Annotated in this window: 17 protein-coding genes and 2 pseudogenes; 16 read left to right on the plus strand and 3 right to left on the minus strand. The window is 39.5% G+C overall.

Features of this window, described 5'->3' with window-relative positions; translation table 11 throughout:
• Nucleotides 1-35: 35 nt before the first annotated feature.
• From ACR5KR_RS03845 to ACR5KR_RS03890, 10 genes are all read left to right on the plus strand, one after another.
• Nucleotides 36-413 (plus strand): hypothetical protein, encoded by a 378-nt coding sequence (locus tag ACR5KR_RS03845; protein WP_448265516.1) that lies wholly within the window; start codon nucleotides 36-38, stop codon nucleotides 411-413.
• A 98-nt stretch (nucleotides 414-511) separates the two neighbouring features.
• Nucleotides 512-1,126, plus strand: a complete 615-nt coding sequence (locus ACR5KR_RS03850) for a hypothetical protein (protein WP_448265517.1) — start codon at nucleotides 512-514, stop codon at nucleotides 1,124-1,126.
• Nucleotides 1,127-1,197: 71 nt separating this feature from the next.
• Nucleotides 1,198-1,476 (plus strand): Nif11 family protein, encoded by a 279-nt coding sequence (locus ACR5KR_RS03855; protein WP_448265518.1) that lies wholly within the window; start codon nucleotides 1,198-1,200, stop codon nucleotides 1,474-1,476.
• A 493-nt stretch (nucleotides 1,477-1,969) separates the two neighbouring features.
• Nucleotides 1,970-2,245 (plus strand): Nif11 family protein, encoded by a 276-nt coding sequence (locus ACR5KR_RS03860; RefSeq protein WP_448265519.1) that lies wholly within the window; start codon nucleotides 1,970-1,972, stop codon nucleotides 2,243-2,245.
• Between the two features lie 63 nt (nucleotides 2,246-2,308).
• Complete coding sequence (locus tag ACR5KR_RS03865) at nucleotides 2,309-2,686, plus strand: hypothetical protein (protein WP_448265520.1); 378 nt, start codon at nucleotides 2,309-2,311, stop codon at nucleotides 2,684-2,686.
• On the plus strand, nucleotides 2,683-3,399 hold the full coding sequence (locus tag ACR5KR_RS03870) for a hypothetical protein (RefSeq protein WP_448265521.1): 717 nt from the start codon (nucleotides 2,683-2,685) through the stop codon (nucleotides 3,397-3,399). The genes ACR5KR_RS03865 and ACR5KR_RS03870 overlap by 4 nt, the downstream gene beginning before the upstream one ends.
• A gap of 72 nt (nucleotides 3,400-3,471) precedes the next feature.
• Nucleotides 3,472-3,753: a Nif11 family protein gene (locus ACR5KR_RS03875; protein ID WP_445627687.1), complete on the plus strand. Its 282-nt coding sequence runs from the start codon at nucleotides 3,472-3,474 to the stop codon at nucleotides 3,751-3,753.
• Between the two features lie 140 nt (nucleotides 3,754-3,893).
• On the plus strand, nucleotides 3,894-4,172 hold the full coding sequence (locus ACR5KR_RS03880) for a Nif11 family protein (protein ID WP_445627686.1): 279 nt from the start codon (nucleotides 3,894-3,896) through the stop codon (nucleotides 4,170-4,172).
• 66 nt (nucleotides 4,173-4,238) lie between these two features.
• The gene (locus ACR5KR_RS03885) at nucleotides 4,239-4,529 is read left to right on the plus strand and encodes a Nif11 family protein (RefSeq protein WP_445627685.1); all 291 of its coding nucleotides are present in this window, start codon (nucleotides 4,239-4,241) and stop codon (nucleotides 4,527-4,529) included.
• Between the two features lie 392 nt (nucleotides 4,530-4,921).
• The gene (locus ACR5KR_RS03890; RefSeq protein ID WP_448265522.1) at nucleotides 4,922-7,159 is read left to right on the plus strand and encodes a TOMM precursor leader peptide-binding protein; all 2,238 of its coding nucleotides are present in this window, start codon (nucleotides 4,922-4,924) and stop codon (nucleotides 7,157-7,159) included.
• Nucleotides 7,160-7,415: 256 nt separating this feature from the next.
• On the opposite strand, the gene ACR5KR_RS03895 is transcribed toward ACR5KR_RS03890, so the two are convergent.
• The 3 genes from ACR5KR_RS03895 to ACR5KR_RS03905 form a co-directional block, all read right to left on the minus strand.
• Complete coding sequence (locus tag ACR5KR_RS03895) at nucleotides 7,416-8,831, minus strand: SagB family peptide dehydrogenase (protein WP_448265523.1); 1,416 nt, start codon at nucleotides 8,829-8,831, stop codon at nucleotides 7,416-7,418.
• A 7-nt stretch (nucleotides 8,832-8,838) separates the two neighbouring features.
• Nucleotides 8,839-9,771, minus strand: a complete 933-nt coding sequence (locus tag ACR5KR_RS03900) for a UPF0489 family protein (RefSeq protein ID WP_448265524.1) — start codon at nucleotides 9,769-9,771, stop codon at nucleotides 8,839-8,841.
• Nucleotides 9,772-9,999: 228 nt separating this feature from the next.
• Nucleotides 10,000-12,702, minus strand: coding sequence for an NHLP bacteriocin export ABC transporter permease/ATPase subunit (locus ACR5KR_RS03905; RefSeq protein ID WP_448265525.1), 2,703 nt, complete (start codon nucleotides 12,700-12,702; stop codon nucleotides 10,000-10,002).
• A gap of 479 nt (nucleotides 12,703-13,181) precedes the next feature.
• On the opposite strand from ACR5KR_RS03905, the gene ACR5KR_RS03910 reads away from it, so the two are divergent.
• From ACR5KR_RS03910 to ACR5KR_RS03935, 6 genes and pseudogenes are all read left to right on the plus strand, one after another.
• Complete coding sequence (locus ACR5KR_RS03910; protein ID WP_448265526.1) at nucleotides 13,182-13,352, plus strand: hypothetical protein; 171 nt, start codon at nucleotides 13,182-13,184, stop codon at nucleotides 13,350-13,352.
• A gap of 27 nt (nucleotides 13,353-13,379) precedes the next feature.
• The gene (locus ACR5KR_RS03915; protein WP_448265527.1) at nucleotides 13,380-14,270 is read left to right on the plus strand and encodes a DUF7005 family protein; all 891 of its coding nucleotides are present in this window, start codon (nucleotides 13,380-13,382) and stop codon (nucleotides 14,268-14,270) included.
• Nucleotides 14,271-14,320: 50 nt separating this feature from the next.
• A pseudogene (locus tag ACR5KR_RS03920) lies at nucleotides 14,321-15,160 on the plus strand (ISKra4-like element ISPle2 family transposase); the annotation flags it as partial.
• A 99-nt stretch (nucleotides 15,161-15,259) separates the two neighbouring features.
• On the plus strand, nucleotides 15,260-16,402 hold the full coding sequence (locus tag ACR5KR_RS03925) for an IS4 family transposase (protein ID WP_448265528.1): 1,143 nt from the start codon (nucleotides 15,260-15,262) through the stop codon (nucleotides 16,400-16,402).
• A 5-nt stretch (nucleotides 16,403-16,407) separates the two neighbouring features.
• Nucleotides 16,408-16,734 carry a hypothetical protein gene (locus ACR5KR_RS03930; RefSeq protein WP_448265529.1) on the plus strand — a complete coding sequence of 109 codons (327 nt, stop codon included), beginning with the start codon at nucleotides 16,408-16,410 and terminating at the stop codon, nucleotides 16,732-16,734.
• A 576-nt stretch (nucleotides 16,735-17,310) separates the two neighbouring features.
• A pseudogene (locus ACR5KR_RS03935) lies at nucleotides 17,311-18,343 on the plus strand (IS630 family transposase); the annotation flags it as partial.
• Between the last annotated feature and the right edge of the window lie 175 nt (nucleotides 18,344-18,518).

Here is an 18,518-nt window from a genome sequence, read left to right on the forward strand (position 1 = left end):
CAAAACCAAAAAAGTTACTGAAGGCAATTGTTAATATGAATTCATGGCAACAGAGCGATATAGATTTAGTTAAACGATGCACCTCCGAAGAATTAATTTCTTTAGAAGCTTGGCAAAAAATTCAACAGTTAGTTCCCAAGTTACCACCATTTTCTACCTTTATTTTAGAGTGCCGTTTAGTGGATGATAATCCTCAAGTAGATTTTTCTATGTGTATGCAACAGAAATTACCCGATCGCACAGACATTTTTAACCACCCACTTTGGCAACGCATTCAAAACTTCTACGAACAGTGGTTAAATCCAACTTCTCCATTACACGATATTCTAATAGCTGGCCCAGAGTTTGACCTTGAGGGCGTTTTACCAGATCCACCTATTCCTAGTTTTTTTTTACCTTATACAAAGAATTAACCCAAGAATTTCAGGATACAAGCGGCAACATAACTGAACAGGTAAAGCTGAAAACGCTGGATAATGCTAAAGAAATTCTGACTCAAGTTTGGGGATTAATGAAACAAGAAAATATATCCCCTGCTGTCGAGCGAAAACTCGAACAATGCTTCGATTTGATGCCTGCCAATACTGACATTAATATAGTTGGTATGATGTTTGCTCGTCCCGTGCAAACTACCAGACTCCAGTTAGCAGGATTTACCAAAGAACAAACCATTCCATATTTAGAAAAGATTGGTTGGCAAGGGGAATCAGACCGTTTAGCTCAAATGATGGCGATCGCTCCTGCTAATTTTAGCCCTTTCATACTGACTTTTGATGTAGACGAGCAAGTATATCCGAGAATTGGGTTAAAGTATGTTTCTTCCTGCACTGCCAAAGACGCTCCGCCTTGGCAAGAATTTTTAGAAATCTTAATGAGAAATCAGTTATGCAGTCCAGAAAAACGGGAAGCATTGCAAAAGTGGCCTGGTTATACACAAATCAAAGGAAGTTCGCCAACTTGGGTTGACATAATAGAGAATGCTGCGGCATTTCGAGAAAATCGGCTGCTGAACGTCATGGAGAGAAATTTCGGTCAAATTAAAATGGTCTATCAGCCTGGGCTACCCTTTGAAGCCAAAGCTTATCTCCGTTGTTCTTGTTTAAATATTTTTGTACCTCGAACCTAGAAATATCTGAAAAATGAGAAAGGTAACTATAATGGGAGCGATAAAAATCACTTTCTTGAGGGAAAGGTAAAATGAGTCTAACAGCTTGTACAGAATTTTTAGACAAAATCAATAGCGATGCTGCTTTGCAACAAGAAGCAATTACAGCCTTAGAAGATAAAGCGGGAGTTGAAGAAGCAGCTAACGCTTTTGTCTCGCTAGGAGCAAAGCATGGATATGAATTTACAGCCGCCGAAGCTACCCAAAAGTATCAAGAAATTACTGCCCAAGGAGAAGGGGAACTTGACGATCGCGCATTGGAACAGGTGGCAGGCGGGGTACGCTTGCGAAGATGGAATGAGGGACTATAAATAGTCTTCTTTTAGTATTTGCTACTTAGGCAGCGAAGCAGCAGAAAAACCAACGATTAACTTGTTTCTCCAATGAAACTTTTTACTTGTTGGTTTCTTTTTCTCTTGCACTTTTGAACGCATCTGTTGGAACTGTTGCCAAACTGTTATAAAGTCAGGATTTCAGATTTTTTATTAACTAAATAAGTAGAAGGACTAAATTAAACCTAACTTGAGGTTGCCGGGTTTCGACTTCGCGGAAGTTGAGCGAAGTCGAAACTCAACCCTCGTCTTCTCAAGGATCGAGCATTGAGCGCAGTCGAAATGCGTCTTCTAAATAATTGTGTCCACTTACTTATAAGTGTTCCTAAAGCCTAATAACACTCGCAAAACCTGAAAATATGCTTGTTCCTGTTTAAATATTTTTGCATCTCGAACCTAGAAGTAGCGTCAAAAGGAAAAGCTACATATAATAAGAAGCGATAAAAATCACCTATCCAGAGGGAGAGATGCAGTGAGTCTAGCAGTTTGTACAGAATTTTTAGGCAAAATCAATAGCGATGCCGCTTTGCAACAAGAAGCAACTACCGCCTTAGAAGACAAAGAGCAGATTGAAGAAGCAGCTAATGCCTTTGTATTGCTTGGGGCAAAGCATGGATATGAATTTACAGCCGCCGAAGCTATCCAAAAGTATCAAGAAGTTATAGCCCAAGGAGAAGGGGAACTTGATGATGAGGTATTGGAACAGGTGGCAGGAGGGAGAAGGAATTATGGTGTAAGTCTTGCATAAGTTTTATTGGTATTACTTGCCAATAATTTTTACCCAAAAAAGCTAGTGAAGGAAATTGTTAATATGAATTTATGCCAACAAAGCGAACTAGATTTAGTTAAACAATACACCTCTGAAGAACTAATTTCTTCAGAAGCTTGGCAAAAAATTGAACAGTTAGTTTCCAAGTTACCGCAATTTTCTAAATTTATTTTAGAGTGCCGTTTAGTGGATGATAATCCTCAAGTAGATTTTTCTACATATATGCAACAGAAATTACCTGTTCGCACAGACATTTTTAAACACCCGCTTTGGCAACGCATTCAAAACTTCTACCAACAGTGGTTAGATCCGGCTTCTCCATTACACGATATTTCAATAGCTGGTCTAGAGTTCGATCTTGAGGACGTTTTAACAGATCCGCCTATTCCTAGTTTTTTTTTGGCTTATACAAAGAATTGACTCAAGAATTTCAGGATACAAGCGGCAACATCACTGAACAGGTAACGCTGAAAACGCTGGATAATGCTAAAGAAATTCTGACTCAAGTTTGGGGATTAGTGAAACAAGAAAATATACCCCCTGCTGTCGAGCGAAAACTCGAACAATGCTTCGATTTGATGCCTGCCAATACTGACATTAATATGGTTGGCATGATGTTTGCTCGTCCCGTGCAAACTACCAGACTTCAGTTATCAGGATTTACAAAAGAACAAACCATTCCATATTTAGAAAAGATTGGTTGGCAAGGAGAATCAGACCGTTTAGCTCAAATGATGGCGATCGCTCCTGTTAATTTTAGCCCTTTCACACTAACTTTTGATGTAGACGAACAAGTATATCAGAGAATTGGATTAAAGTATTTTTATTCCTGCGCTACCAAAGACGCTCCGCCTTGGCAGGAATTTTTAGAAATCCTCGTCAAACATCAGTTATGTAGCCCAGAAAAACGGGAAGCATTACGAAAGTGGCCTGGTTATACACAAATCAAAGGAAGTTCGCCAAGTTTCCACCAGATAATAGAGAATGCTGCGGCGCTCCAAGAAAATCGACTGCTCAACGTCATGGAGAGAAATTTCGGTCAAATTAAAATGGTCTATCAGCCCAGACTACCCTTTGAAGCCAAAGCTTATCTCACTTGTTCTTATTTAAATATTCTTGTACCGCGAACCTAAAAATAGCTGCAAAATAAAAAACTTAATATAATGAGGAGCGAAAAAAATCATCCTTCTAGAGGGAGAGATCCAATGAGTCTAGCAGCTTGTACAGAATTTTTAGACAAAATCAATAGCGATGCCGCTTTGCAACAAGAAACAACTACCGTCTTAGAAGGCAAAAAGGACATTGAAGAAGCAGCTAATGCCTTTGTCTTGCTGGGAGCAAAGCATGGATATGAATTTACTGCTCCAGAAGCTATCCAAAAGTATCAAGAAGTTATAACCCAAGCAGAAGGGGAACTTGATGACGAGGTATTAGAACAGGTGGCAGGAGGGAGATTGAGGGTTCGTGGTTGTTATAACTCTGCATAGCTGAAGCATCGCCACATTGGCACAGGTGGCGGCAGGAGAAGAATAGGACGAAATTCTTATTTTCCGGCGGCGGTCTGATAAACTTCTCCAGAAACCCTGTGCAACACTTTTTTTAGTATTTACTAGTAGGCAAAGAACCAATGAGTCTAGCAGCTTGTACAGAATTTTTAGACAAAATCAATAGCGATACTACTTTGCAACAAGAAACAACTAGCGTCTTAGAAGGCAAAGAGGAGATTGAAGAAGCAGCTAATGCCTTTGTCTTGCTTGGGGCAAAGTATGGATATGAATTTACAACCGCAGAAGCTATCCAAAAGTATCAAGAAGTTATGGCCCAAGCAGAAGGGGAACTTGATGACGAGGTATTAGAACAGGTGGCGGGAGGGAGAAGGGTATCTGGTTCTGTTTATAGTACATAGCCGAAACATCATTAATCGCATACAATAAGTGGCAATAAAAATCATCTTTCTAGAGGGAGAGAACCAATGAGTCTAGCAGCTTGTACAGAATTTTTAGGCAAAATCAATAGCGATACGGCTTTGCAACAAGAAACAACTAGCGTTTTAGAAGGCAAAGAGCAGATTGAAGAAGCAGCTAATGCCTTTGTATTGCTTGGGGCAAAGCATGGATATGAATTTACCGCCGCCGAAGCTATCCAAAAGTATCAAGAAGTTACGGCCCAAGCAGAAGGGGAACTTGATGATGAGGTATTGGAACAGGTGGCGGGAGGGAGAAGGTCATCTGGTTGTGTTGTATGTTGTAGTGGATATAGATAGGCGAAGCATCGTCACATTGGAACGAGTGGCGGGAGGGATAAAAATAGGACGAAATTCCTGTTTTTCTGTGGCGGCTCAATAAACTGTTGAGGATGTTTTAAAAGCTAGTTTTGTATATATCAAAAGTTTCTCGCTTCCCTTGCATCCCCTTATCAAGGCGGAATTTAAGAAGAATATTACCCCTTCTTGAAGTGGGGATAGAGTGGATATCGATCTAATAGACCTCTTGCAAAAAACACTTTTGCAAGAGGTGGGAAAAGGGATGCATGTTAAAGGGGAAAGCGAAAATAACATACCTTTCCCCCTTTCCCCCTTTCCCTTTTACCGACTTCTGTAAGAAGTCTAATGAAGCTACTTGACAAACATCCTCTAAAATACCTAATTAAAACCCGATGCTTAATAAACCTAGATTTAAACCAGAATTTCGAGTTGAAATTGTCCAGCCTAAAAAAGTTTACCTATTAAGCGAGCGCCAAAGCTTTGCTTTAACAGGTAATCTTTATGTACTCTTAGCACCTTTGCTTGATGGCAACTACACTGTAGAGCAAATTACTAATAGACTGAAATGGACAACCAACCGCGCACAGATCGATCGCATCTTAACTAAATTAGCGGATAAAGGTTACATTACTGAAGCAAGCGATCGCCTTCCTGATGCTGTTCAAGCTTTTTGGAGTTACTTAGGGGTTGATAGTGAAACTGCTCTCAGCAGATTGCAAACTACTCGCGTTGCCGTGCAAACTTTCGGCAATATTCAATCAGCACCATTTATCGAAGCTTTAAAAAGTCTGCATATTAATATCAGTAATGAAGCAGACTTTACTGTTGTTTTAACTGACGATTATTTGCAACCAGAATTAGTAGAATTTAATCGCCAAAGCCAAAAACCTTGGTTGCTAATTAAGCCTATAGGAATGTTTTCGTGGATTGGGCCAATTTTGATTCCAGGACAAACAGCTTGTTGGCAATGTCTCGCTCATAGATTGCAGAGAAATTTCTCCGTAGAAACTTCTATTAAACAGCAAAAAAGTATTGATACTTCTCTAATTACTTCAACTGCTTTACTCCCTTCTAGCTGGCAAATAAGTTTAAATCTTGCTGCTCAAGAAGTTGCTAAATGGATCGTACTGCAAAAAAGCCCACAGCTAGAAGGTAAAATAATCACTTTTGATGCAGAAACTTTATCAACTCAAAACCACACTTTAATTAAACGTCCTCAATGTTCTGTTTGCGGCAATCCAGAGTTTTGGCAAAAGCAACAATTACAGCCAATTGAGTTGCAAAGTCGTCCGAAAAATTTTACTGATGATGGGGGACACCGTACAGTTAGACCAGAACAAACTGTAGAGAAATACAGCAATCAAGTTAGTTTGGTAACAGGTATTGTTAAAGAATTGGTGAAACTAAATACAGCAGAAAATGTAATTCATACTTACGTTGCAACTTACAAAAGTGCTGAGAATCTCGATAATTACGATCGCCTGCGAAAGAGTTTAGATTATTCTATGAGTGCGGGTAAAGGCAAGACAGATAGCCAATCTAAAGCTAGCGCACTTTGTGAAGCTCTAGAACGCTATTCGGGAATTTTTACAGGTGAGGAATATCGCATCAAAGCTACTTTTGCTCAACTTGGAGATGCAGCCATTCACCCTCATAAATGTCTTTTATATAGCGATAAACAATATCAAAATCGTCACGAATGGAACCCTCAGCACGGAAGTTTTGCACAGGTTCCTGACCCTTACGATTTAACTCAAGAGATTGAGTGGACACAAGTTTGGTCGCTGACTAACCAAACGCAAAAATATTTACCTACCGCTTTCTGCTATTTTGATTATTCGCTACCCGAAGGACATAAATTCTGCCTTGGAGATTCCAACGGGAATGCAGCAGGTAATACTCTCGAAGAAGCTATTCTGCAAGGGTTTATGGAATTAGTTGAACGGGATAGCGTGGCACTGTGGTGGTATAACCGCGTAAAAAGACCGCAAGTTGATTTAGCGAGTTTCAACGAACCTTATTTGCTCAACTTGCAAGATTATTACCAAACAAAATTCAACCGCCAATTGTGGGTGCTGGATATCACCAGCGATTTAAATATTCCCAGCTTTGCTGCAATTTCTCGCCACACTCAGGGAGAGAAAGAAAATATTTTAATCGGATTTGGAACGCATTTCGATCCGACTATTGCTATTTTACGGGCAGTAACAGAAGTAAATCAAAGTTTGACTTACGATTCGGATAATGAAATTGAGTTCGATTCTAAAAATCTTGATATGGCCTACTGGTATGCTAATGCTACTGTCGAAAATCAGCCTTATCTAGTACCTTGCGATCGCACTCCTGCTAAAGTTTATGCAGACTATAATTATTTGGGTAGCAAGTGCGATTTGCGCGAAGATATAGAAATCTGCGGAGAAATTGTCAAAAAATTAGGTCTAGAAATGCTAGTTCTAGACCAAACTCGCCCCGATATCGGCTTGAACGTAGTCAAAGTTATTATCCCTGGATTGCGCCACTTTTGGACTAGGTTTGCTCCAGGTCGCCTTTACGATGTTCCAGTTAAGTTAGGTTGGTTATCAGCACCTTTAAAAGAAGAAGAACTTAACCCGATACCAATGTTTATCTAACTATAGCAATCCTATTTGATATCCGAACAAAGGGGACAAGGAAGACAAGGAAGACTAGGGAGACAAGGGAGAGATGTTTGTAACTCATCTAGGATTGCTATAGAATTAATTTTACACTTCCTCTACCTTTAGGTCGGAGAGTTCTTGAGGTACTGTCTTCACCAATCAGGTTAGTTTCAAAGTTACGAAAGTATTATCTAAAGGTGAATTAGAGTTACAAAGTCCACTGAATCCTTACTTATTAAGGATTCTAAGTTTAAGAATTAACGGGACGGCTACCGAGAACAAATTCACCTACAGAACTTTCAGCATAATAATCACATCCCACTGCTTTAGCAAATAAATCAGCATTTCCAGCCCCGATCGCGCAGGGTGCTAAATTCATTGCTGTTGCTACTAAGTACAAATTTTGGTACAAAACGCCTACGTGCTTGAGAATAAGTGCATAAGCCATAGATTGATACTTCCAAGTTAAGCGTTGAAAGCGAGCCGAAATCACCAGTAAAATTTGCGGCATTTCTTCAACTCCCATTGAACTAGCAGCACTTTGTAGTAAGGCTTCTACCAGTTCGTTTTTATCAGTAAGATGGCTTAGTTGATGCGATAGCGGTTGATAATGATATAAACCAGATGCTAAATTTTGACAACGATTAATAACTGGATAAATTTCTAATTCATAAATTGCTCCACCACCAGGATAGACACGTTGGCTAAGTTCTAGTAAGTCATGTTTAATAATATTTTTAACTCTGGCGGCTCGATAAAGAAATTCTCCTAATTGTTCTACATTAATTGGTTGTCCCCACTGACGAATTGATTTTCTTGCTTCTAAAACTTGTGTTAAGGGAATATCTGTTTCTGCTAAAGCGGTTAAGTCAGGTTTATAAAGGTCGATTAAATTATTAGATATTAGAGGTTTTAGGGCTGGTAGCGGCTCAATTTTGCCGACAAAACGATAGGTTCCACCCAAGGGATTCGCGTGTCTTCCTACACGGCTGCGGGTATGAAACAACAAATCGTGAAACTCCCATTGAGCCAGGGTTAAGTTTTCATTCTCAGCAATTACGCCGTTTTCATCTACTGTTGAGAGCATTTGACTGGTGAAAAGCAAACTGATAAATTGCTCGGCTATGTCTACAGAAATACCTGGAATTTGCGAGGAAAGTTCAGAAATATTCTGAGGGATGCTAAGGAGTGCAATTAAAGCTGCGCCTCGCCAATCGAGCCGAATTTGGCAAAAAGATAAAGGCGATTCTAATATAGTTTCCCCTGCTATTTGGTGAGTATAAGCGAAGCGCGAGAGAACATACTTGCTTGTAGTTGATATTGGTTCGGGGGAAATTTGCAAATCTGGGCTGATGGGTACGGCAGTAGCGATCGCCACATCATCCACTACAATTGAGTAGCAAAGCCATCCCAGATTGGCCAGCTTTTTGAGATATAAATTAAATTTTTGCCATCCCTCAAAACCGTCACTTTCCCAAATAATCTTGTTGAGTTGCGAAGGTAAAGTTGGAACAGTCGTTAGAGTTTTTAAAGCTGTTCTCAGTCCAGGTTTGGGATTTTTAAATGTTAGCCGCCGATCCTCAAACTGAAGAATTATAGAACTGTCTTCTGGTGGCGCGATCGCAGTAATGTCTTTTCTCAATGAAACTAAAAATTCTGATGGCATATTTTAATCAAATTTGGCTTAATGCTGCGCCGACATTTAAAGGCTGAGGTTTAATTTGCTCTAAACTGACAAAACTGAGTTCGTACAATTCCCCCAATCTTTTTAATAAATTATCTTCGATAAACTGGCATTGATCGGCAGGAGTATAACCACTAATGCGGGAGCGACAAATATCAATCATACTCACCTGCACTTTTTTCTCAACTAAAAACTCTATTAATTGGTCAATTCTCTCCAGAATTTTGTCTTCAGAAAGTTTAAGGATATTGGGAAACAATTCTGTTTCGGTAAATTCGTTAAACAATAGATAATATTTGCCGTCTTCAATCTCGGCTCTGATTGAGCTACCATAAGTTATTCGCAAAAATTGATAATTATCTCTCTGAAAACTTTGATATTGGTCTTTAGTAATTTCTATTTTCCCTTGATCATTATAATATCTGTTGTTACAAGAAAAGTAATCTAGATCGATATCTAAAACTACAGTTTGATTTTCAGGAAACTCATCTTTAACTGTTAAACAAGTATAGTTAGCAGTTTTATATTTAGGATCGAGTAAAATTGCCCCGATATTCTTGACATTTTTGATTAGAAATATCGTTTCTTCTGGATCGCAAGCATAAACACACATAAACTCAGAGGATGGCTCTTTTAGCCTTGGCCGCAGCCAAAAAACTTGATTAAATACTCTCTGATAAACTGCGGGAATAATAAAACTGGCAATATTTAACTGACGATAAGTAAAATCATAAATTTCTGGAAAATTACCATTTAGAGAACTGAGAGAACGAGTAAATCTAGGTGTTGCCAAATCTGAATGTTCGTCAATATGGAGCAAGATATTTTTTGATTTTGGTATGATATTTTGGCTAATAGCATAATGCCAAATCCAAAATGCTTCGTGATGTTCTTCCATGATAAAAACGGGAATGGCAGCCATATTTATACCTTTTAAATCCAATTGTTGAATTATAGATACCCGGTCTAAGCTGCAATGATAGTTTCATAATCAACAATTGACAATAGTATTAGAGCTAATTTGTAAACTCAAGTAAAGTACTTGTCTAATAGGGGTTTCAGTAATTTAAGTCAATACAGCACTTATTCGCTGAAACTTAGACCTAGTAATGAGTTGAGTATCCTTAAGAATTTCTTTACGAATCAGCTCTTAAGCAACTTGCCTAGCCATCAAATCGGCAAAAATTCCAGGTTGAGCCATTAACTCATCAAACGTGCCTTGCTGTATCACTTGTCCTGCTGCAATTACATAAATGCGATCGGCATTGCGAATTGTACTAAGGCGATGAGCGATCGCAATCCGAGTTACTTTTAACTGTTCTAAACTTTGACCGACAATTGCTTGCGTGCGATTATCCAAAGCACTAGTCGCCTCATCAAAAATCAAAATTCTCGGCTTTAATACCAAAGAACGAGCAATTAATAAACGCTGGCGCTGTCCTCCCGATAAATTCGATCCACCTTCAGAAATTACTGTGTGCATTCCCATCGGCATTTGTTCGATATCAGCAGCAAAACCCGCCATTCTTGCTGCTTCCCAAGCTTCATCTATTGTTACTAACGCACCGCTAGAAATATTCTCAAAAATAGAGGCGCTATTAATACGACCGTTTTGCAGCACTACTCCTAATTGCCGCCTGATCGCTGAAATATCCAACCCCGATAGATCCTGACCATCATAATAAATCGTGCCGTCTTCTGGTTGTTCAAAGCCCAATAGCAAACGCACGATTGTAGATTTACCGCTACCAGAAGGCCCGACTAAAGCAATAAACTCTCCTGGTTTGGCTTCAATTGATACTTTATCTAAAGTTAAAGGGCCGTCTTCTCGGTAGCGAAAATTAACGCGATCGAATTTGACACCGCCTTCTAATCGACCAGGATCGCTTTTATTTAAATCCACTTCTGGCAATTCTGTTAAAATCGGTTGAGCGCGTTCCCAAAGTACGGCGACTTCTAAGACGCTAACAATCGCATTGCTCAATTTAGTTGCACCGCCAATAAATAGCCCAAAAGCACTATTAAATGCCAAAAAAGTTCCAGTCGAAAATTTTGCGCCTCCTCCTAACTGATGCATGATAATCCCGACAGTCAAGGAAAAAATTAGCATCGAACTAATAGTTGGCAAAATCTGATTGATAACTGTTACTGTATCGGCGATCGCTGTACTTTTGAGCATGAATTTTAGTTGCTGGCTAAATCCTTTTGACCAGTAAGCAAATGCCCTTTCTTCTGCCGCCGCTACCCGCAATTTAGATACGCCGTTGAGAAGTTCTACTGTTAGCCCGAAAATCTCGCCTTCTAACTCTTGCATCGGCTTAATAATTCTGCGGGAAAAAATGCTAGAAATTGCTGTGGCTAACAAGTTAATAAAGGCGATCGCTAAAGCTACCAATGCTAATTGACTGCTATAAACAAATAACAATCCCAAATTCAGCAGCGCAAAAAAGCTAGAAAATATTGTGCCGATAATGTTACTGCTGAGAAGTTTGTGAATTTGGGCGATCGCCGAAACGCGAGATTGCAAGTCGCCAGTCGAATATTTACGAAAGAAAGATACTCGTAATTTTAATAACCGATCCCAAACTGCGGCTTGGTTTTGCACCTCTAATACAGTTTCAATTCGAGCGATCGCAATATTTTGAACTAAATTAAAAACTGCATTCCCAAAACTAACTGCTAATAAACCCAAACCAATTTGTAATAAAATTCCCCGATTGGCATCTGGAATTGCTTTATCAATCAAAATCCCTGTTGCTTGGGGGGTAAGCATTCCTAGCAAAGCAGAAATAACCCCTAACACTAGCACGGTCAAAATTTCTCGATCGCGTCCGCGCAACGCAAACTTGATAATATCTACTGTTTTTAGTACCCGTTCGGGAAACGGGCGATAAAGCATATAAGCAATTGGAGAAATTAACCTGGCTGTGTCAATATTAACGCGGATGCGACGGCGTTCGTGAGGACTGAAAACTTCATAGCGATCGCTACCTACAGGTAATAAAGCCACTGGGCGATCGCCTTCTGCGGTGTATGCTAACAACGGGCCGCTATCAGACTCCCACCACTTACCGCTTAAAATAACCCGCCTTGTGCGAATCCGCGAAGCGCGAGCGATCGCTTCTAAGGGATCTTTTACTCGCTTGGGATCTTCCGATCTAGCGGGCGGACGAATTTCAATTCCCAACGTCCGACCAACCGCACCCACAGCAATTAGTAATTCTGTTCCTTCTTGCAGAAATTCTGCTTCTTGAGGGCGAAAAATACTCGTCAATTCCCCTAACGCCCGTTCGCTAGCTTGTTGATTAAGTTGCAGACGGGCGTTAAACTGCTGAAAACGGGTTTTTTCTTCCTGCTGTTCTAGTTCGTGCAAACAGCGCCAAAAATCGCTGTGAAATTGCTGCAAGCGTTCTAAGGTTGCAGTTGTGCTACTAATTTCTTCTGGCTTAATTCCATCTAAAACAATATCAGTATCGTCAAAAACTGCAACTAAGCGATCGCTCCATTGACGCAGGCGATCGGGAATTGGAGATAACCTTTCATTCCCCTCTAGGCTGTATTGTTCCCAGTTTGTTATATCTACTGCTTGCAAGAGAGTTTCTTCGTAACCAATAGCAATCAGCGAGTAAGAATTCCCTTCTAGATTTATAGGAATTCCGAATATAACATCCCCTGGATTGATATCGAATAAGTAACGACGCGATCCTTGCTCTATACCGTTTGCTGTTCCGACAGCAAACAAAGCCATTGTCCCTGATAATACCAACCATGCAGTATCAGAACGAGCCAACTTTAGAGGATTATTGCCTTTAACAATAGTTTCAGAATTACTATAATTCAAATTATTAGTCATTCCCTCATCTTAGTATTTTCTATTTCTACGCTTATAACTATTTATCTCAACGCCAATTCGCAGAAATTTCCCAACTTTATTGTTTATTTTATACCTGACCGGGTAACAAGCCCGCCGAAACACACTCTGCGCGAAGTGCAGAGCATTGTAGGGGAAAAAATATCGGTCTGAAATGCCATATAGACTGAACGTAATCAAAATTTTACCTAAATCATATTAAACTTGCTTTCAACAGTGGTACTATCTTTTTCTCTAATTAAGGGACTTCCAGAAAATAAAATATACAATGTATAAGAATGTTAACGAAGGCAGGAGGCAGGAGGCCGTTTTTGTAACAGGGATTTATACCCCGCTCAAAAAATTTTTCGCCTTAAAAGGCGAGGTTTTAGACCTGATTGTTTCGATAATCATTCCGAGGGGGAAGGGAGAGCCTGCCGCAGGCAGGCTCTCCCTTCCCCCTTTTTGTAGTAAATTCTTTAATGATTCGATTTTGGATAGAAAAAGGTGTCCATACAATTAACTCCTTGGCTCATAACGTTGCTGAAGGAAACCGCACAGCAATTAAAAGGGACAGTCAAACGCAGATTCATTGCACAAACAGTTGTGGCGGATACGGAGGTCACTATGCTGCCGAGCGAGAGTTAGGATAGAAAGGTGTTAGTGGGAGGCGATCGCTTTTGAGCAATCAACACCAACTTCGTACTAATGTACTTGCTGACTATGGTGCTACTGCCCAACAGACAGAAGAATTGCTTGCCTACAATCAAAACATCTTCAATCGCAGTTTTTCAACACTAAGCGCCAAGTTTCCGCTTCCACCCGAACCCCATGTAGCCGCTTGGGAAGAATACGCCACTTTTGCTCAAGAGGTGGGAGTTTTTCAAGCTTTATCAAGCAAGTTGGTACAGTTACAGTTCCCCATACTTGAAGGCATCAGCCAAACAGAGGCATACCGCTTTGCTACTCGTAAGGGTGTTCCAGTGGATGGTATGGTCGAGGCGACTGGTTTGATTTTGCAGCAACCCGAACAACTCCAGTTGATCCTACATCAAAGCTTGGCTGGAGTCATCCCGGTTTTGCTCACCAAGAACCGAGAAGATTTTGTTTCTTTGGTACAGGCGTTAACGATGCGGAATGAACCACTACCAGTCCCTGCTTCTATGGGAGCTTGCATGGTTACTGGTTTCAACAACTGGGATCGGGTTCGCCAATATCGCCAACAATGGTCAGTGAAAAATTTTGGTAACTGCTCCGAAAGTAGTTGGTTAGAAGAATTTGGGCGACTAATCCCGCAAAAGCAGCTTTATCAAGATCGGTTGATTATTTTGAGTGACGGTTTCTATAGCAATGTTTCAGACAAGGACATCGGACTTTCAAAAGTAGAATGGCGGCGTCTTTCCCTAAAAATTCGGCTGGAACATGAATGTACTCACTACTTCACACACCGCTTATTTGGCTCCATGCGGAATAATTTACTCGACGAACTGATTGCCGACTACAGAGGTATTGTGGCAGCTATCGGACACTATCGGGCGGGTGAACGAAAAAAGGTGTGGGAGAGTAGTTAGCGGATTTGGTACGCTAACATAGCTCTTGATGCGATGCAACCAAACTACCCATGAACAACCTCCAATCAATTCTGTCTCACATTCATGACACACTCAATTCCTTACCGGAGTGGAGCCATTTAGAAGAATTTGTGCGCGAATTCTACAGTATGTGGCTAAAATTAGGGAACGAGGTGCAACAAAGCTTATTTCAAGCCAAAATAGAAGAAAAAGAAGCCCAATACTCACATCCGAGAACTAAACGAGAAAAAAGATATTACACTCCATTAGGTGAAATGGTTCTTGTACGTAGAGCTTACGTTACAAGAGATGGTATTAAGGTCAAGGTTGATGAAGAGTTAGGGCTACCAAAAGATAAATGGCTACCAATGGTATTAGAATTAGCCTGCGCTTTGGGAATCAGTAGTGAGTTTCCTAACTCTCACTCCTTGTTTCAAAAATGGACAACGTTAGAGTTAGCAGAAAAAACTTTAGCTAATCAAGTAGAAAAGATCGGAAATGAACTACAAACACAAGAGTTCGATGGAGAATGTTTGCCAGACGCTTCTTCAGAGTTTGAAGTCCCTAATTTAGAGGATGAGCCACCAGATTTATTATATGTGGGAGTTGATGGAGTCATGACTCCCTTGAATCAAAAACAAGGATATAAAGAAGCAAAAGTTGGTGTAATTTTCTGGAGTAAAGACCATCAAAAAGTTGGTAAAAAAAGAGGTGTGATCCGGCAAAGGGAATATGTAGCTACTTTAAAATCGCGGAGATAATTTAGGGATAGAGTCTCCCAGTTATATCATCAAGTAGCAGGTACAAAACTTCAAGGGGCGACAATCGCCTCTAAACCCTGCAAGCTAAAGGTTTGGGAGGCACAGACCCCTGGAAACATTTGTGTGCTTATTGAGAATGAACTGTACAGTTATTAAGCTACTATCTGTAGGGTACAGTTTAATGGTAAAAAAGAACGGTCTCGTAATTTGATTAAGACCGTCATAATAATGCTGGCATCATTCTACCAAAATTTTTTAGAAAAATACCTAAATAAAGCACAGTTAATCACCCTAAAGATGTTGGTGTGGTTACTACAAAATCAAAAACAAGTGAAGATAGAAAGACTGGCAGCGACACTACCATTATCAATACAACAAAATAGTCGTAGACGGCATATACAAAGGTTTTTAACGCTAAATGCCTTAAGTGTAGTATTGTTGTGGTTTCCGATTATTGAAGCCCTAATTAACCAACATTTTCAACTGGGGTCACAATTAACCATTGCAATGGATAGAACACAGTGGAAGGAAAATAATGTGTTGATGGTGAGTGTGATTTACCAAAAAAGAGCTTGGCCAATATATTGGTGTCTGCTAGGAAAAGATGGTAGTAGCAACCTAGAAGAACAACAAAAAGTATTACGTCCAGTAATTCGACTATTAAAAAAGTACAAACTAGTAATTATTGGGGACAGAGAATTCCATAGTGTCGAACTAGCACAGTGGCTCCACAAGCAGAACCTCAGTTTTATATTTCGTCAAAAAAAGGATACTACTTTTCGTCAAAAAAGACAGAAATTTCAACCTTTAAGTAGCATTGAGATTTATCCTGGTATTCGCTCCTTTTATCCTGATGTTAAAGTTACTCAAAAAAAAGGTTTTGGTTGCTTCAATTTAGCTGTTTATTGGAAAAGGAAGTATAGGGGGAAGCAAGATAAGGAAGCTTGGTATTTATTAACTAATTTACCTGATTTAAACACTGCCCTCAAAATATATGCTCAACGTTTTGGCATTGAAGCGATGTTCAAAGATTGTAAAACTGGTGGGTACAATCTAGAAGCTTCTCAAGCCAATCCTGATAGACTTGTACGTTTAATTTTTTTAATAGCTTTAGCAATGACTAGTGCTTGGATACAAGGTCAAAAAATTAAATTACAACGACAACAATCTTATGTCTGCCGTTCCCAAGAGCAAGGTAAAACTGAAAAAAGGCATAGTAATTTTTGGATAGGTTTATATGGTTTCAATTGGATAGAAGCTTTGCATGAGTGTCAAGCATGGGTCGAAGAAATGGTCGGTTATATTCGCAATAAGCAAGCATATTATCAGCGAGGTTTAAAGGCTATGGAGCTTATACAGCAAGCACTTTAACTCGCTTGTCGCCCCTTGAAGCTGATGGTGGAATGATTGCGTCTAAGCCCTATGCTGCTTCTGCTAACTACATCAACAACATGAGCGACTATTGTAAAAATTGTGCTTATAATCATCGCCAGCGCAGTACGGATAATGCTTGTCCTTTCAACTTTTTTTATTGGGACTTCCTGGCTCGTCATTACGACTTGTTAAAAGACCAGCCACGTATGACTCAAATACTGCGTAACTTGGAGCGCCTCTCTCCATCGGAACTTCAAAAAATCCGCTCTCTGGCTTCTAATTGGCACACCACACAAGCAGCAACCGTTGGACAAGGAAATGCCCAGTAGCTTGATGCTGCGGTTCTCCAGCAAGCGTGGACTCAAACTGTGCTTTGGCTATCTCAACTCAAAAATCGTAGAGAGTTGACTATTGATAACTTTTTATGCGGTTAAGTATTCACGTTTTACTGAGATGATTCAACTGTCGGCTCCTAATGGCAATGACCGCAATTGAGAGAAGCACAACTTATAGATGTTTCAAAAAGTACGATTACATTTCTTGAGACGGCAGCCGCAGTTTTGAATTTATGGTTGTTAAAAGAGGTTTTGTTGGATTGCAACAAGACAAGACGATTTCTCAAGGGCAGTGACTCTCACGAAAATACTCTACTGAGTTATTCATCTCAAAGAGTATATAAAATTACATTTATTTCCTTTCATTAAAATTTAGTTTATACAATACTAGGTATCTATACCTCTGTATAAGTACTGGAAATATTGATTGTAGCGATTGCCAACTTTTCTTTTCCATTAATTCGCCTCCACATATAGGAATCATATTTGATTTATGAAAAAGAGTGCGAGATAATACGGATAGTGCTATCTGTCTAATAACAAACAATGATGAACCAGCATCTAGAAATGGCGATCGCAGAATTACAGGAATTTATCGATAGTCGCCCTGATGCCCGTGAACTAAGAAAAGCCTTAGCCGTAAAACTGGTTTATCAAGGTTACAAGTATGAAGAAATTCAAACAATTTTAGATGTCTCAGTTGGTTCAATAACAAGCTGGAAACAAGCTTACCAAGAACATGCAATTGTGGGACTGCGCTTAAATCATAAAGGGAAAAAAGGTTATCTGAATGATAAACAAAGAGAAGAAGTATTAAGTTGGTTGCAAACAAAAGAGATTTGGGAGCTTGGTGAACTTGAGTATAAATTAGCCTTTGAATATGATGTAATCTACGAATCAAAACGAAGCTATTATGATTTATTTGAGGCAGCAGGAATTAGTTGGAAAAAGACTACTGGCTTGAATCCAAAGGCTGATAAGGAGGTGGTGGCTGCAAAAAAAACAAATTGAAACATTGCTGGCAAGTAACAGAGAGGAGATAGAAGCCCGAAGGCTGAGAGTATTATTAATAGATGAGTGTCATTTATTATGGGGAGACGTAAATGGTTACGTTTGGGGAAGAACTGACCAAGAAATAGCAATTAAAGTTGTTAACGAACGAGATAAACAGACATATTATGGTGCGGTTGATTATCTCGACGGAAACTTATTCCTTAAAGCTTACAATGCTGGTAATTCTAATAATACAATTGATTATTTACGTTATTTATTAGAACAATCTCCCAACCAGCGATTACTTCTTCTTTGGGATGGTGCTTCTTATCATCGTTCACATCTGGTTCAGAACTTTTTAGGCGAGGTAAATCAAGGTTTACCTCAAGAGCAGTGGAAAATTCATTGCATCCGCTTTGCTGCCAATTGCCCATCACAAAATCCTATTGAAGATATTTGGTTGCAAGCAAAAACTTGGGTTCGCCGTTTTTGTGCTTTAATTCCAACATTCTCTCATTTAAAGTGGATGTTTGAGTGGTTCATTAGAAATACTACCTTTGATTTTCTGTCTCTCCAGATGTACGGAGTTTTTTCAGAAATCAAATACTAGTCCTATAGTTAGTGGAGCTGATTACTCAACATGAGAAATGAAAAACGCAGATATTACAGTATAGCCAACAAAAAAAATCACAGTTGATATCATAAAAAACTCCTTTTTTAGCCAAAAAGTAAATAATATTTACTTACTTTAAATTTATAGCTAATACTAAGTGTAAACATCTACT

The sequence above is a fragment of the Nostoc sp. DSM 114159 genome (genome assembly GCF_053470285.1).